Here is a 13,271-nt window from a genome sequence, read left to right as displayed (position 1 = left end):
CCGGTAATCGCCACGTTGGTGGCGTGGGGCGACAAATGGCTGGCCGAGCCGGCGGGACCGCCCGCATTGATCGTGCACAGCGACTGCGGCCAGGTCACCACCGCGAAGACGGTGTGCGCGGAATGCGGTGGAGAACTGAACGCGGCCAATGTAATTGCGGCACCTGGGCCGGGCGCCCATTCCGGTCCGGGCACCGCGGTCATCGGCGACTACATCACGCGTTCTACGCGGTGAACAATGCCGCGAACAGCAACGCGGTGACGCCGAGGAACGACCGCACCGTGATGCTCAAGACGCGCGCCCTGCCTCCTCGCGGAAACGTGAAGGGCAGCGCGAGAGCAAGAACGAAGCCGACCGGAACGGCCATGATGGTGCCGAACATCAGCCCATAGCCGTGAGGATCACTGCCGAACGCCGAGATCCGCGACGTGAGCACCATGGAAACGCACAGCAGCCACCACCCACCGGCCGCGACGCTGACGACGCCGGCAAGAACGCGCACAACGACATTCACCCCTCGAGCGTCGCACGGCCGCAACCCTGCTCCGTGCAGGAATTCTCAGGACGAGAGCGTCGCCCTGATACCTACCGTGACATACGGCAACGCCAAGCCGTTCGTGTTGGCCAGCGCCGGATGTGTGCCCAATAGGTCGCGCACCCGGTCCAGCGTGCGGGTGCGCACCTTCTCTGGCGACGTGATGCAGTAACTGCGGGACGCGACCAGGTCGATAAGCGCTTGCGGCGTCAGGTAATTCGTCCACTCGACCCGGTGATGCTGGACGTCGGTGAATACCTCGGGAAGCGACGTCTTGTCGTTGAAGTGCGCGTCTTCATGACCGATGATGCGGCCCAGATCCTTGACCCAGCCCAGCCGCTCGTCGCGGGCGTTCCAGACCAGACCCAGCCGGCCGCCCGGCCGCAGCACCCGCGCTACCTCCTTGACAGCACGTTCGGTGTCGAACCAATGCCACGCCTGTGCCACCAGAACCGCGTCAACGCTGTCGTCCGGCAACGGAATCTCCTCGGCGGTGCCCAGCAGCGCCGGCGTGTCGGGCAGCGAGTTGGACAGCAGCTCGAGCATCTCAGGAATTGGATCGACCGCTACAACCCCCAGCCCGCGTTCCACCAGACGGGTAGTCAGCTTGCCGGTGCCCGCGCCGAGATCAAGCACATCGCGCGCGTCCGGCGGCAGCAGCCAATCAATCGCCTCAGGAGGATAGGACGGCCGGCCGCGTTCGTAAGCCGCGGCTTCCGCGCCGAACGACAGTGAACGCTGCTGCGACCGGGTCACCGTTCCGCCAACTCCAGCGTCCGTCGAATCAACTTGCCCACGGCCTCGGTCTCCAGAAGAAAGGCGTCGTGGCCGCAAGGGGAGTCGACCACGTCCAATCCGGTACAACCCGGCAGCAGCTCGGCCAATTCCTCCTGCAACCGCAGCGGGTAGAGCCGGTCGGACGTGATGCCGCCGACGACCACGGGTACCGGGCAGCCGCACAGCGCGGCCTCCACACCGCCGCGGCCTCGACCGACGTCATGACTGGACAGGGCGTCGGTGAGTGCCACGTAAGTGCCGGCGTCGAAGCGCGTCAGCAGTTTGCGGCCCTGGTGCTCGAGGTAGCTCTGCACCGCGTAGCGGCCACCGGTCCCCGGGTCCTCGTCACCCTGTGGCTCGTTGGCGAACCGGGCATCCAACTCGGCCTCGCCGCGATACGTCAGATGCGCGAACCGCCGCGCGATCTCCACGCCGAGGTCGGGCGAGCGCCCGGTGCCGTAATAGTCGCCGTTGCACCAGTCCGGGTCCGACTTGATCGCGGCGACTTGGGTGCTCTGGGTGCCGATCTGGTCGGCGGTGGCTCGCGCCCCTACGGCCAGCACCAGCGCCGCCCGCACTTTGTCGGGATGGCTGACCGCCCACTCCAGCGCGCGGGCGCCGCCCATCGAACCGCCGACAACCGCGGCGACCTCGCTGATGCCGAGCGCTGCCAGCGCCGCGACGTCGGCCTCGACCTGGTCGCGAACCGTCACGTTGGGAAACCGTGACCCCCAAGGCTTTCCGTCCGGCGCGGGCGAACTGGGGCCCGTCGACCCGCGGAAGCCGCCAAGCACATTGGTGGCGATCGCACACCATCGGTCGGTGTCGATCGGCGCGCCCGGTCCTGCGACGCCTTCCCACCAGCCTTCTGTTTCGTGACCCGGGCCTGTTGGGCCGGTGACGTGTGAGTCGCCGGTCAATGCGTGCAGCACCACCACCACGTTGTCGCGATTGGGTGAGAGCTCGCCCCACCGCTGCACCGCGATCGACACATCCTCGATCACCGCGCCGTTCTCCAGTGTCAGTGGGCCGATGTCGACGACACCGACTTCACCTTCTGCGGGCAGATCGATCGTTTTCACGTCGAAGGTCGTCATCGCTTCGCCTGCTGGAACGGTTTGGCGGCGGCGAAGCCCTGCTCCAGGTCGGCCAGGATGTCGTCGATGCCCTCGATGCCGACGGAAAGGCGAACCAGTCCAGGCGTCACGCCGCTGGCGAGTTGTTCCTCAGGGGACAGCTGCGCATGGGTCGTCGAAGCGGGATGGATGACCAGCGAGCGCACGTCGCCGATGTTGGCGACATGGCTGTGCAGCGTCAACGCGTTGACGAACGCCTTGCCCGCGTCGACGCCACCGGCCAGCTCGAAGGCCAGCACTGCGCCGGTTCCCTTGGGCGCCAGCTTGCGTCCCAGCTCGTACCACGGCGACGTGGGCAGGCCCGCGTAGTTCACCGAGATCACATCCTCATGGCCGGCCAGATACTGAGCGACGCGTTGCGCATTCTCTACATGTCGCTCAACGCGAAGGCTCAGCGTCTCTAATCCCTGCGCGATAAGGAACGCATTAAAAGGTGCGGCGGCCGATCCCATATCGCGCAGCAGCTGCACGCGGGCCTTCAACGCGAACGCGGGCGCACCGAGCTCGGCGAACACCACACCGTGATAGCTCGGGTCAGGAGTGGTGAAGCCGGGGAATTTGCCGTTGGTCCAGTCGAAGGTGCCGCCGTCGACGATCACCCCGGCGATCGCCGAGCCGTGCCCGCCCAGGTACTTCGTTGCCGAGTGCACGACGATGTCGGCACCGTGGCTGATCGGCTGGATCAGGTACGGGGTGGCGACAGTGTTGTCGACGATCAGCGGCACGCCCGCGTCGTGCGCGGCGGCGGCCACACCGGGGATGTCGAGGATGTCGTTCTGCGGGTTGGAGATGGTTTCACCGAAGAACGCCTTGGTGTTGGGCCGCGCCGCGGCGCGCCAGGAATCGAGGTCGTCGGGGTTCTCCACGAAGCTGACCTCGATGCCGAGCTTGGGCAGCGTGTAGTGGAACAGGTTGTAGGTGCCGCCGTAGAGCCGCGGGCTCGAGACGATGTGGTCGCCGGCGTTGGCGATGTTGAGGATCGCGAACGTTTCTGCGGCCTGTCCGGACGCCAGGAACAGGGCGGCGACGCCACCTTCAAGCGCCGCAATGCGTTGTTCGACGACGTCCTGCGTCGGGTTCATGATGCGTGTGTAGATGTTGCCGGTCTCGGCCAAACCGAACAGCGCGGCGGCGTGATCGGTGTCCCTGAAGGTGTAGCTCGTGGTCTGGTAGATCGGCAACGCCCGAGCGTTGGTCGCGGCGTCCGGCGTCTGCCCGACGTGGATCTGCTTGGTTTCGAACGACCAGCGAGCAGTGGGGTCGTCGAATTGATTCTCGGTGCTCATGGGTGGTTCTCCTGTTGTGATGGGCCTGCTGGGCTGGGTACTAGAGCACTCAGCGACAACTGCGCACGCCGGACCTCCGCCTGTCTTCTCTGGGGGCCCGTCACAACGGACCCGCGCTTGCCGGTAACCGCTAGCAGTTACTCAACCTGGTCATCACCCGGGGCACCCCACCGCGGTTGGAGGGTTGCCGGCCAGCAAGCCGGGGCTTGACGCTGGCACTCATGACCGAAAGGAAGGATATCGCATGCCGTCAATGAGGTGCCACCTGGTAGTCCGCGCCGCCGGAGGTGGCCGCGCGTAGCGTCGTATCCGACGTAATACTGATAGCCGCCGAATCTGACCCAAAGACGCCGGGAGAACAACACATGAGCGCCGAGCAGCCGACCATCATCTACACGCTGACCGACGAGGCGCCGCTGCTAGCGACGTACGCCTTTCTGCCGATCATTCGGACGTTCACCGAGCCGGCGGGGATCAACGTCGAAACCAGTGACATCTCGGTGGCCGCGCGCATCCTGGCCGAGTTCTCCGATCACCTGACCGAAGAGCAGCGCGTGCCGGACAACCTGGCCGAGCTTGGCCAGATGACGCAGTTGCCCGACACCAACATCATCAAGCTGCCCAACATCAGCGCCTCGGTCCCTCAGCTGTTGGCTGCCATCAAGGAACTGCAATCCAAGGGCTACAAGATTCCGGATTTCCCGGGGGATCCGAAGACCGACGAGGACAAGGAGATCCGGCTGCGCTACGGCAAAGTGCTTGGCAGCGCCGTGAATCCGGTTCTGCGCGAAGGCAATTCGGATCGTCGCGCACCCAAGGCCGTCAAGGAGTACGCGCGCAAGCACCCGCACAGCATGGGCGAATTCTCCCAGGCCTCGCGCACTCACGTGGCCACCATGAAGTCCGGCGACTTCTACCACGGCGAGAAGTCGATGACCCTGGACCGCGCGCGCAACGTGCGGATGGAGCTGAAGACCAAGGGCGGCGAGACGATCGTGCTCAAGCCCGAGACGTCGCTGGGAGAAGGCGACGTCATCGACAGCATGTTCATGAGCAAGAAGGCCTTGTGCGCGTTCTACGAGGAGCAGATCGAGGACGCATACAAGACGGGCGTGATGTTCTCGCTGCACGTCAAGGCCACGATGATGAAGGTCAGCCATCCCATCGTGTTCGGCCACTGCGTGAAGGTCTTCTACAAGGACGCCTTCGCCAAGCATCAAGCGGTGCTCGACGAACTGGGCGTCAACGTCAACAACGGCATGGTCGACCTGTACAACAAGATCGAGGCACTGCCCGCTACGCAGCGCGAGGAGATCATCCACGACATCCACGCCGTCCACGAACATCGGCCCGAGCTGGCGATGGTGGATTCGGCAAGGGGTATCACCAACTTCCATTCACCCAGCGACGTGATCGTGGATGCCTCGATGCCCGCGATGATCCGCCTCGGCGGCAAGATGTACGGCGCCGACGGAAAACTCAAGGACACCAAGGCGGTGAACCCCGAGTCCACCTTCTCCCGGATCTACCAGGAGATGATCAACTGGTGTAAGACCAACGGCCAGTTCGACCCGACGACGATGGGCACCGTGCCGAATGTCGGCCTGATGGCGCAGGCGGCCGAGGAGTACGGCTCACACGACAAGACCTTCGAAATCCCCGAGGACGGCGTCGCCGACATCGTCGACATCGACACCGGTGAGTTGTTGTTAACGCAGAACGTCGAAGAGGGCGACATCTGGCGCATGCCAGTCACCCGGGACGCAGCGATTCGGGACTGGGTCAAACTGGCCGTCACCCGCGCGCGAGCATCCGGCATGACGGTGGTGTTCTGGCTGGACACCGAACGTCCCCACGAGGCCGAGCTGCGCAAGAAGGTCAAGGCTTACCTCGCCGACCACGACACCGAGGGCCTGCACATCCAGATCATGCCGCAGGTGTGGGCCATGCGGTACACGCTGGAGCGCGTCACTCGCGGACAAGACACCATCGCCGCGACCGGAAACATCCTGCGCGACTACCTCACCGACCTGTTCCCGATCCTGGAGTTGGGCACCAGCGCGAAGATGCTGTCGATCGTGCCGCTGATGGCCGGTGGCGGCATGTACGAGACGGGCGCGGGCGGGTCGGCGCCCAAGCATGTCCATCAGCTGGTCGAGGAGAACCATCTGCGGTGGGATTCGCTCGGTGAATTCCTCGCCTTGGGCGCATGCTTCGAGGACTTGGGCAACAAGACGAGCAACAAGCGAGCCACGCTGCTGGGCAAGACGTTGGACAGCGCGATCGGCAAGCTGCTCGAGAACGACAAGGGTCCGTCACGTAAAACCGGTGAGCTCGACAACCGGGGCAGCCAGTTCTACCTCGCCATGTACTGGGCGCAAGAACTGAGCGAGCAGACCGAGGATCAGGAGCTGGCCGACCATTTCGCCGCGCTGGCCAAGGCGCTGGCCGAAAAGGAAGACGCAATCGTGTCTGAACTCGCGCAGGTGCAAGGGGATCCGGTCGACATCGGTGGCTACTACTACCCGGACCGCGAGAAGACGACATCGGTGATGCGGCCGAGCAAGTCGCTCAATTCGACGCTGGAGTCCGCGCAAGGGTGACCCTCGTTGGGACGTCAGCGCCTAGCCGGTGGCCTTGGTTTTCGGCGGCGAGGCGTAGCCGTCGACGAAATCGACGATCAGATCGGCGATTCGGGCCGGCGCCTCGAACATCGGGATATGACCGACGCCGTCGAGATGCGTGATCCGCGTGTCCTTCGGCAGGTGCTTTGTGAAGTGCCGGGTGAACCGCGGATGCGGCAGCACACGATCCTTCTCGCAGATGACCAAATGTGTCGGCGATTTACCTTCGGCGAGTTCCAGCAGGCCCGGCGTCGTCAGTGATTTCACCAGCAGCTGGTAGTACGCGGGGCAGTGCCTGACGTCGTCGATGATGTCGGCGAGATCCTCGTCGGACAAGCCGTCGGGCCTGGCGCTGACGGGCAGGTGTGCCAGATACCGGGTGAATGGGAGCTTCAGTACACGCTGACCGAACGCGAGGGTGAACAGCCAGATCGGCATGCCGGCCAGGAACTTGCCGACGATCTCGAACTTGGCCGGCGTAAAACTCTGCCAGCCGCCGGCAGGCGCGATGCCGGTCAGCGTACGGGCGCGGCCGCGGCGCTCCAGCTCGAACGCCACCCAGCCGCCGAGCGAGTTGCCGACGACGTGCGCGGTGCCCCAGCCCAGCGCGTCCATCCGGCGTTCCATGTCATCGGCCAGCTCGGCCGTGTCCAGGAAGAACTTGCCTTTGACGCCACCGTTGTGGCCCGGCATGGTCGGCGCCAACACCTCGTAGCGGCCGGTCTCAGCAATCAGCGGCGCGACCCTTTTCCACACGTTCTGCGACATCATGAACGGATGTAGCAAAAGAATGGGTTCGCCGGAGCCCAGATGAATAGGCGCACGCAGCGACATTCCAGTCATGTGCCCGACAGTAAAGGTGATACCGGCGGTACCGCAAGCGGGCCGATAGGGTCATCGCCCGTGATCGTGTCGACCATCAACGTCAACGGCATCCGCGCCGCCATCAAACAGCGATCGGCCGAGAACCTTGGGCTGCTGCCGTGGCTGGCCGCAACGACGGCCGACGTGGTGTGCCTGCAGGAGACGCGGGCGGACGACGAGCAGCTGTCCGCGGCGTTGGCCCCGGCGTTGTCCGACGGTTGGCATGTGGCGTCGGCGGGCGGGGATGTCAAGGGCCGCAACGGTGTTGCGGTGCTGAGCCGCCATCCGATCAAGTCGGTGCGTGACCTCGGCGCTGACGAGTTCGCGCTGCACGGCCGCTACGTGGAGGTCGATATCGACGGGTTGACCGTCGCGAGCGTCTACATCCAGACCGGCGAGGCCGGCACCGACCGCCAGCTCGAGAAGGAGCGGTTCATGGCGGCGCTCGCGCACCGGATGTCGACGCTGACCGGCCGCGACGCCGTCGTCTGCGGGGACTGGAACATCGCGCACACCGAGAACGACATCAAGAACTGGAAGGGCAACATCAAGAAGTCGGGTTTCCTGCCCAGCGAGCGGCAGTGGCTCACCGAGTTACTCGCAACGGGCTGGGTCGACGTGGTCCGGGTGCTGCACCCCGATGTGCCCGGCCCGTACTCCTGGTGGTCATGGCGCGGAAGGGCGTTCGACAACGACGCCGGCTGGCGCATCGACTACCAACTGGCGACACCTGGGCTGGCGGCGCGGGTGCGCGCCGCCCGGGTGGAGCGCGCCGCGGCGTATGCGCTGCGGTGGTCCGACCACGCGCCGGTGACAGTCGAATACGGTTAGGGTCTTTCCGTGACCGTCCCCAGCATTGCCCCGCGGCGCCATCGCGTCGTGATCATCGGTTCGGGCTTCGGCGGCCTGTTCGCGGCGAAACACCTCAAGCGTGCCGACGTTGACGTCACCCTCATCGCGAAGACGACTCACCACCTGTTCCAGCCGCTGCTGTATCAGGTCGCGACGGGCATTCTCTCTGTCGGTGAGATCGCGCCGGCAACACGAATCATCTTGCGCAAGCAGAAGAATGCCGAGGTGTTGCTCGGCGACGTCGTCGGCATCGACCTGACGAACAAGACCGTCACGTCCAAGCTTCTCGACTGGGAGCGGGTGACTCCGTTCGACAGCCTTATCGTGGCTGCCGGCGCGCAGCAGTCCTACTTCGGCAACGATCATTTCGAGGCCTTTGCGCCCGGCATGAAGACCGTCGACGACGCCCTCGAACTGCGCGGCCGCATCCTCGGCGCGTTCGAGGCGGCCGAGGTGACGACGTCGCAGGCCGAACGTGAGCGCCGGCTGACCTTCGTGGTGGTGGGTGCCGGGCCGACGGGCGTCGAAGTCGTCGGGCAGATCTCCGAACTCGCCCATCGGACTCTGGCAGGGGCGTTCCGCACGATCGAGCCGAGTGAGGCGCGGGTGATCCTGATCGAAGCCGCGCCCGCGGTGCTGCCGCCGATGGGTCCCAAGCTCGGACTCAAGGCTCAGCGTCGTCTGGAGAAAATGGGCGTCGAGGTCATGCTCAACACGATGGTGACCGACGTCGACTACATGGGCCTGACGGTCAAGGACAAGGACGGCACCGAACATCGCATCGACTGCGCCTGCAAGGTCTGGTCGGCCGGTGTGCAGGCGAGCCCGCTCGGCCGGCAGATCGCCGAGCAGTCCGACGGGACGGAAACTGATCGCGCCGGCCGGGTGATCGTCGAGCCGGACCTCACGGTGAAAGGGCACCCGCACGTCTTCGTCATCGGCGACCTGATGAGCGTGCCCGGCGTTCCTGGCCAGGCGCAGGGTGCGATCCAGGGCGCGGTCTACGCCACCAAGCAGATCAAGGGCGGTCTCAAGGGCACTGAAAAAGGGGGAGACCCGACGACGCGAAAGCCGTTCAAGTACTTCGACAAAGGCAGCATGGCGACGGTGTCGCGCTTCAGCGCGGTGTGCCAGATCGGCAAGCTCGAGTTCGGCGGATTCCTCGCCTGGCTGGCGTGGCTCGGTTTGCACTTGTACTACCTCGTCGGCGGTCGCAACCGCCTCATGGCCGTTATCTCGTGGTTTGTGACGTTCCTCGGCAGAGGGCGCGGTCAGATGGCGATCACAGAGCGCTGGGTGTTCGCGCGCCGGGCGTTGGATCAGGCCAAAGAGCAGAACAACACCCCGAAGGCTATCGGGTGATTTGGGCGCGCTGACGGCCGCGAACTGGTGAGGGTTCATCGTTGTACAGTTTCGAGCTTCAAAGTCGTACACCAGTGAGCGCTCGGACTCGCGCCGAAATCGGTCAGATAGATTTGGTGCACCATGAGTGATACCCGCCGCGTCGTCTTCTCCGGCGTGCAACCGACGTCCGACTCCCTGCACCTTGGCAACGCATTGGGCGCGATCAACCAGTGGGTGGGCATGCAGGACGAGTTCGATGCCTACTTCTGCGTCGTCGACCTGCACGCGATCACCATCCCGCAGGATCCCGAGCAACTGCGGCGGCGCACGCTGGTCACTGCGGCTCAGTACCTCGCGCTGGGCATCGACCCGGCGCGCGCGACGATCTTCGTGCAAAGCCATGTGCCCGCACACACCGAACTCGCTTGGGCGTTGGGCTGTTTCACCGGTTTCGGGCAGGCGTCGCGGATGACGCAGTTCAAGGACAAATCGCAGAAGGAAGGCAACGAGGCCACCACCGTCGGGCTGTTCACCTATCCGGTCCTGATGGCCGCCGACGTGTTGCTCTACGACACCGATGTGGTGCCGGTCGGCGAAGACCAGCGCCAGCACCTGGAGCTGGCCCGCGACGTGGCCCAGCGATTCAACGCGCGCTTCCCCGACACGTTGGTGGTGCCCGACGTGATGATCCAGAAGGCCACCGCCAAGATCTACGACCTGCAGGATCCGACCTCGAAGATGAGCAAGTCCGCCGCCACTGATGCGGGGCTGATCAGCCTGCTCGACGATCCGAAGGTGTCGGCGAAGAAGATCCGCTCGGCGGTCACCGACAGTGAGCGCGAGATCCGTTTCGACCAGGACGCCAAACCCGGCGTGTCGAACCTGCTGACGATTCAGTCCGCCGTCACCGGCACCGACATCGACAAGCTCGTGGAGGGCTACGCCGGCCGCGGGTACGGCGACCTCAAGACCGACACCGCCGAGGCCGTCGTCGAATTCGTCACGCCGATCAAGACGCGCGTCGACGAACTGCTCGCCGATCCTGCCGAGCTCGAGAACGTGCTCGCTGCTGGCGCGCAGCGCGCCAAAGACGTGTCTGCGAAGACGCTCAAGCGGGTATATGACCGGCTAGGGTTCTTACCGCCGCGCGCGTAACGCTCTTGGGGAGGTCGGGCATGAGCGAACCGGCCGAGTCGGACAAACCGGGCATCATGGACCGCTTGCGGTCACGGTTCGGCTGGTTCGACCACGTGATGCGGGCGCAGGAGCGCTACAGGGACAGCAAGGGCGACTTCTACGCGGCCGGCATAACCTACTTCACGATCTTCGCGCTGTTTCCATTGCTCATGGTCGGCTTCGCTGCGGCCGGCTTCGTGTTGGCAGGCAACCCCGAACTGCTCGCCGAGATCACTGCGCAGATCAAATCGAAGGTGTCCGGCGATTTCGGTGACCAGCTGGTCGCCCTGATGGACTCGGCGATCAAGTCGCGCACCTCGGTGGGCATCATCGGCCTTGCCACCGCTGCGTGGGCCGGGCTGGGCTGGATGGCCAACCTGCGCGAGGCACTGAGCCAGATGTGGGGCCTGATGCGCCACGAGCCGCCTGGGTTCGTACGCGCGAAGCTATCGGATCTCACTGCCATCGTGGGTCTGTTCGTCGCGATCGTCGTCACCATCGCGTTGACTGCGCTTGGCAGTTCGGACCTGATGAAACGCGTAGTGGAATGGCTTGGACTGCAAGATATTCCGGGTGTCAGCATCGCGCTGCGAGTCGCGTCGTTACTGGTGTCGGTGTTGATCTCCTGGCTGCTGTTCACCTGGATCATCGCTCGGCTGCCGCGGGAGCCGGTCAGTTTGCGCAGTTCTGTTCGGGCCGCGTTGATCGCGGCGGTCGGCTTCGAGGTCTTCAAGCAGCTCGGCTCGATCTACCTGCGTTCGGTGGTAACCGGTCCGGCCGGAGCGACGTTCGGTCCGGTATTGGGCCTGATGGTGTTCGCGTACATCACCTCACGTCTGATTCTGTTCGCGACGGCGTGGGCGGCGACGTCGACCGAGAATCTGGAAGCCGCGCCGGTCGAGGCGCCGGCACCGGCGCAGATCACCATGCGTGTGCAGGAGCGCGAGGGCATCGGAGTGCGCGGAGCGCTGGCCGCAGGCGCGGTGGGAGCCCTTGGTGCGCTGGGCTTTTCGCGCCTGCGCAAGCACTAGTGCTGCGGGCGTCGGTTCAGTGACCGGGCACCCATGATCAGCCCGAACACGATGACCGAGCCGACGATGCCAACGCCGACCCGGACCGGCATCGCGTCGACGTCTTGCAACATGGGCGCAGCATTGACCGCGGGATTGGACGCGGCGGCGTCCGGCTTGGCGCCGTCCAGCGACGGATCGGGTTCGATCAGCGTGCCGACCTTGGTGCCCGGTGCCGTCGCGAAGCCGTAGTCCAGCAGGTGCGCCGCCTGCTCCCATGGTGCGATCGGCTGGCGGGTGCCGCGCAGCAGTACGGCGACCAGTCTGCGGCCGTCGCGATTCGCGGCGCCGACGAACGTCTGGCCGGCATCGTCGGTGAATCCGGTCTTTCCGCCGAGCGCGCCGGAATAGTTGGCGAGCAGCTTGTTGTCGTTCTCGATCGGGTAGCCGACGTCGCCACGGCCAGGGAAGTCGAAGCTGCGGGTGGCCACGATGTCCGCGAAAGTTTGGTTCTGCCAGGCATATCGGTAGAACAGCCCGATGTCGTAGGCCGACGTGCTCATACCAGGTCCATCCAGACCCGACGGTGTTGCTACCCGGGTGTCGCGTCCGCCGAGCTTGCCGGCCAGGTCGTTCAGCTTCGCCAGCGTGGCGTCCATCCCACCCATCTGCGCGGCCAGCGCATGTGCGGCGTCGTTGCCCGAGTACATGAGCAGGCCGTGCAGGAGGTCATTGATTGAGTACCAACCGTTTTCGCCCACGCCGACCTTCGTGCCCTCCTGCGCCGAGTCCGCGGCGGTGCCGGCAACCACCTTGTGAATCGGAAGGTCGCGGATCGCCTGCATCGCGACCAGCACCTTGATGACGCTGGCGGGGCGATGCCTGCCGTGCGGATCCCGCGCGGCGATGACGTCGCCTGTGTCCAGGTCGGCGACCATCCATGCCTCGGCGGAGACGTCGGTGGGCAGCGGCGGTGTGCCGGGGGCCGTGATGACCCCGCAACCCGAGAGTGCGTCACCGCCCAGCGGCTTGGCCGGCACCGGTAGTGGCTGCGGCGGATCTCCCGCCTTCGGCACCTCCGACGAGTCGACTGCCGGTGGCGTCGCCACCCGATACGGACACGTATCCGGCGCGGCGTTGGGTTCGGCACTTGCCACTGCGGGACAGGCCATCAGGAAAAGAGCCGCTGCCAGTGCGGCGGCGCGCTGGAACACGATTCGAGAGTTCGCCATCGTGAGCGCAGATTAGGCCGTTTAGCGCCCGATGCCGCGGAGGCGCGCTGTTACCCATGTTGTTGGAGTTACAAACGTGACCTGACGGGGACATCCGTGTGTGCGACGGCCGGCGCTCCTATGCAGCCCATCCACAACCGCCCTCCGGCCTCGACCAGGCCGGTGACCATGCCGAACGACGGGTGCGCGGTGTGCAGGCCGGCGACGGCTTCGCCCGTGTCGGGGTCGAACGCGACCGCCCAGACCTCGGGCTTGATCTGGGGCTGCAGCCGATCCGGCAGCTTCCACAGCAGCTTGCGCAAGGCCGGCCACCGCGGGGCCAGCCACTCCGCGGCGGCGTTGACGGGTGAGACCATCGCCACCCAGATGCGGCCATCGGCACCCGTCGACAAGTTGTCGGGATGTCCTGGCAGATTGCTCACCAGCGGCGTGACC

The 13,271-nt window shown here is 65.4% G+C and carries 11 protein-coding genes, 2 pseudogenes and 1 riboswitch; of the genes and pseudogenes, 6 read left to right on the top strand and 7 right to left on the bottom strand.

Features of this window, described 5'->3' with window-relative positions; translation table 11 throughout:
• A pseudogene (locus VFH65_RS28415) lies at window positions 1-234 on the top strand (transcriptional regulator); the annotation flags it as partial.
• On the opposite strand, the gene VFH65_RS28410 reads toward VFH65_RS28415, so the two are convergent.
• The 4 genes from VFH65_RS28410 to VFH65_RS28395 are packed head-to-tail and all read right to left on the bottom strand — an operon-like array spanning window position 224 to window position 3,734.
• Complete coding sequence (locus VFH65_RS28410) at window positions 224-514, bottom strand: hypothetical protein (RefSeq protein WP_353326327.1); 291 nt, start codon at window positions 512-514, stop codon at window positions 224-226. The pseudogene VFH65_RS28415 and the gene VFH65_RS28410 sit on opposite strands and share 11 nt — an antisense overlap.
• Window positions 515-559: 45 nt before the next feature.
• A complete protein-coding gene (locus tag VFH65_RS28405; protein ID WP_353326325.1) occupies window positions 560-1,291 on the bottom strand; it encodes a class I SAM-dependent methyltransferase in 732 nt (243 codons plus the stop codon).
• Complete coding sequence (metX, locus tag VFH65_RS28400) at window positions 1,288-2,409, bottom strand: homoserine O-acetyltransferase MetX (RefSeq protein WP_353326323.1); 1,122 nt, start codon at window positions 2,407-2,409, stop codon at window positions 1,288-1,290. The genes VFH65_RS28405 and metX overlap by 4 nt, the downstream gene beginning before the upstream one ends.
• The gene (locus VFH65_RS28395; protein WP_353326322.1) at window positions 2,406-3,734 is read right to left on the bottom strand and encodes a bifunctional o-acetylhomoserine/o-acetylserine sulfhydrylase; all 1,329 of its coding nucleotides are present in this window, start codon (window positions 3,732-3,734) and stop codon (window positions 2,406-2,408) included. The genes metX and VFH65_RS28395 overlap by 4 nt, the downstream gene beginning before the upstream one ends.
• Before the next feature lie 108 nt (window positions 3,735-3,842).
• A riboswitch (SAM riboswitch) is annotated at window positions 3,843-3,961 on the bottom strand.
• 138 nt (window positions 3,962-4,099) lie between these two features.
• Between VFH65_RS28395 and VFH65_RS28390 the strand changes: the two genes are divergently transcribed.
• The gene (locus VFH65_RS28390) at window positions 4,100-6,337 is read left to right on the top strand and encodes an NADP-dependent isocitrate dehydrogenase (RefSeq protein ID WP_353326320.1); all 2,238 of its coding nucleotides are present in this window, start codon (window positions 4,100-4,102) and stop codon (window positions 6,335-6,337) included.
• Between the two features lie 21 nt (window positions 6,338-6,358).
• Here the strand turns inward: VFH65_RS28390 and VFH65_RS28385 are convergent, their stop codons facing one another.
• Window positions 6,359-7,192: an alpha/beta fold hydrolase gene (locus tag VFH65_RS28385; protein ID WP_353326329.1), complete on the bottom strand. Its 834-nt coding sequence runs from the start codon at window positions 7,190-7,192 to the stop codon at window positions 6,359-6,361.
• 69 nt (window positions 7,193-7,261) lie between these two features.
• On the opposite strand from VFH65_RS28385, the gene VFH65_RS28380 reads away from it, so the two are divergent.
• From VFH65_RS28380 to yhjD, 4 genes are all read left to right on the top strand, one after another.
• Window positions 7,262-8,053, top strand: a complete 792-nt coding sequence (locus VFH65_RS28380; protein WP_353326318.1) for an exodeoxyribonuclease III — start codon at window positions 7,262-7,264, stop codon at window positions 8,051-8,053.
• A 9-nt stretch (window positions 8,054-8,062) separates the two neighbouring features.
• On the top strand, window positions 8,063-9,436 hold the full coding sequence (locus VFH65_RS28375; RefSeq protein ID WP_353326316.1) for an NAD(P)/FAD-dependent oxidoreductase: 1,374 nt from the start codon (window positions 8,063-8,065) through the stop codon (window positions 9,434-9,436).
• Window positions 9,437-9,559: 123 nt separating this feature from the next.
• Window positions 9,560-10,573, top strand: a complete 1,014-nt coding sequence (gene trpS, locus VFH65_RS28370) for a tryptophan--tRNA ligase (RefSeq protein WP_353326314.1) — start codon at window positions 9,560-9,562, stop codon at window positions 10,571-10,573.
• A 20-nt stretch (window positions 10,574-10,593) separates the two neighbouring features.
• Window positions 10,594-11,625 carry an inner membrane protein YhjD gene (gene yhjD / locus VFH65_RS28365; protein WP_353326312.1) on the top strand — a complete coding sequence of 344 codons (1,032 nt, stop codon included), beginning with the start codon at window positions 10,594-10,596 and terminating at the stop codon, window positions 11,623-11,625.
• Here yhjD and VFH65_RS28360 read toward each other — a convergent pair.
• The gene (locus tag VFH65_RS28360) at window positions 11,622-12,836 is read right to left on the bottom strand and encodes a serine hydrolase (RefSeq protein WP_353326310.1); all 1,215 of its coding nucleotides are present in this window, start codon (window positions 12,834-12,836) and stop codon (window positions 11,622-11,624) included. The genes yhjD and VFH65_RS28360 overlap by 4 nt on opposite strands.
• A gap of 68 nt (window positions 12,837-12,904) precedes the next feature.
• Window positions 12,905-13,271, bottom strand: a pseudogene (locus VFH65_RS28355) (SMP-30/gluconolactonase/LRE family protein); the annotation flags it as partial.

Origin of the sequence: Mycobacterium sp. (assembly GCF_035697385.1) — a bacterium.
Lineage (GTDB): Bacteria > Actinomycetota > Actinomycetes > Mycobacteriales > Mycobacteriaceae > Mycobacterium.
The sequence above is the reverse complement of the archived record's forward strand: the minus strand, read 5'-3'. Positions and strand labels throughout refer to the sequence as shown.

Bases quoted from the DNA above. Each gene is read 5' to 3' on its own strand.
- metX (WP_353326323.1), bottom strand. From the start codon at position 2,409: ATGACGACCTTCGACGTGAAAACGATCGATCTGCCCGCAGAAGGTGAA.
- VFH65_RS28395 (WP_353326322.1), bottom strand. From the start codon at position 3,734: ATGAGCACCGAGAATCAATTCGACGACCCCACTGCTCGCTGGTCGTTC.
- VFH65_RS28390 (WP_353326320.1), top strand. From the start codon at position 4,100: ATGAGCGCCGAGCAGCCGACCATCATCTACACGCTGACCGACGAGGCG.
- VFH65_RS28385 (WP_353326329.1), bottom strand. From the start codon at position 7,192: ATGTCGCTGCGTGCGCCTATTCATCTGGGCTCCGGCGAACCCATTCTT.
- trpS (WP_353326314.1), top strand. From the start codon at position 9,560: ATGAGTGATACCCGCCGCGTCGTCTTCTCCGGCGTGCAACCGACGTCC.
- yhjD (WP_353326312.1), top strand. From the start codon at position 10,594: ATGAGCGAACCGGCCGAGTCGGACAAACCGGGCATCATGGACCGCTTG.
- VFH65_RS28360 (WP_353326310.1), bottom strand. From the start codon at position 12,836: ATGGCGAACTCTCGAATCGTGTTCCAGCGCGCCGCCGCACTGGCAGCG.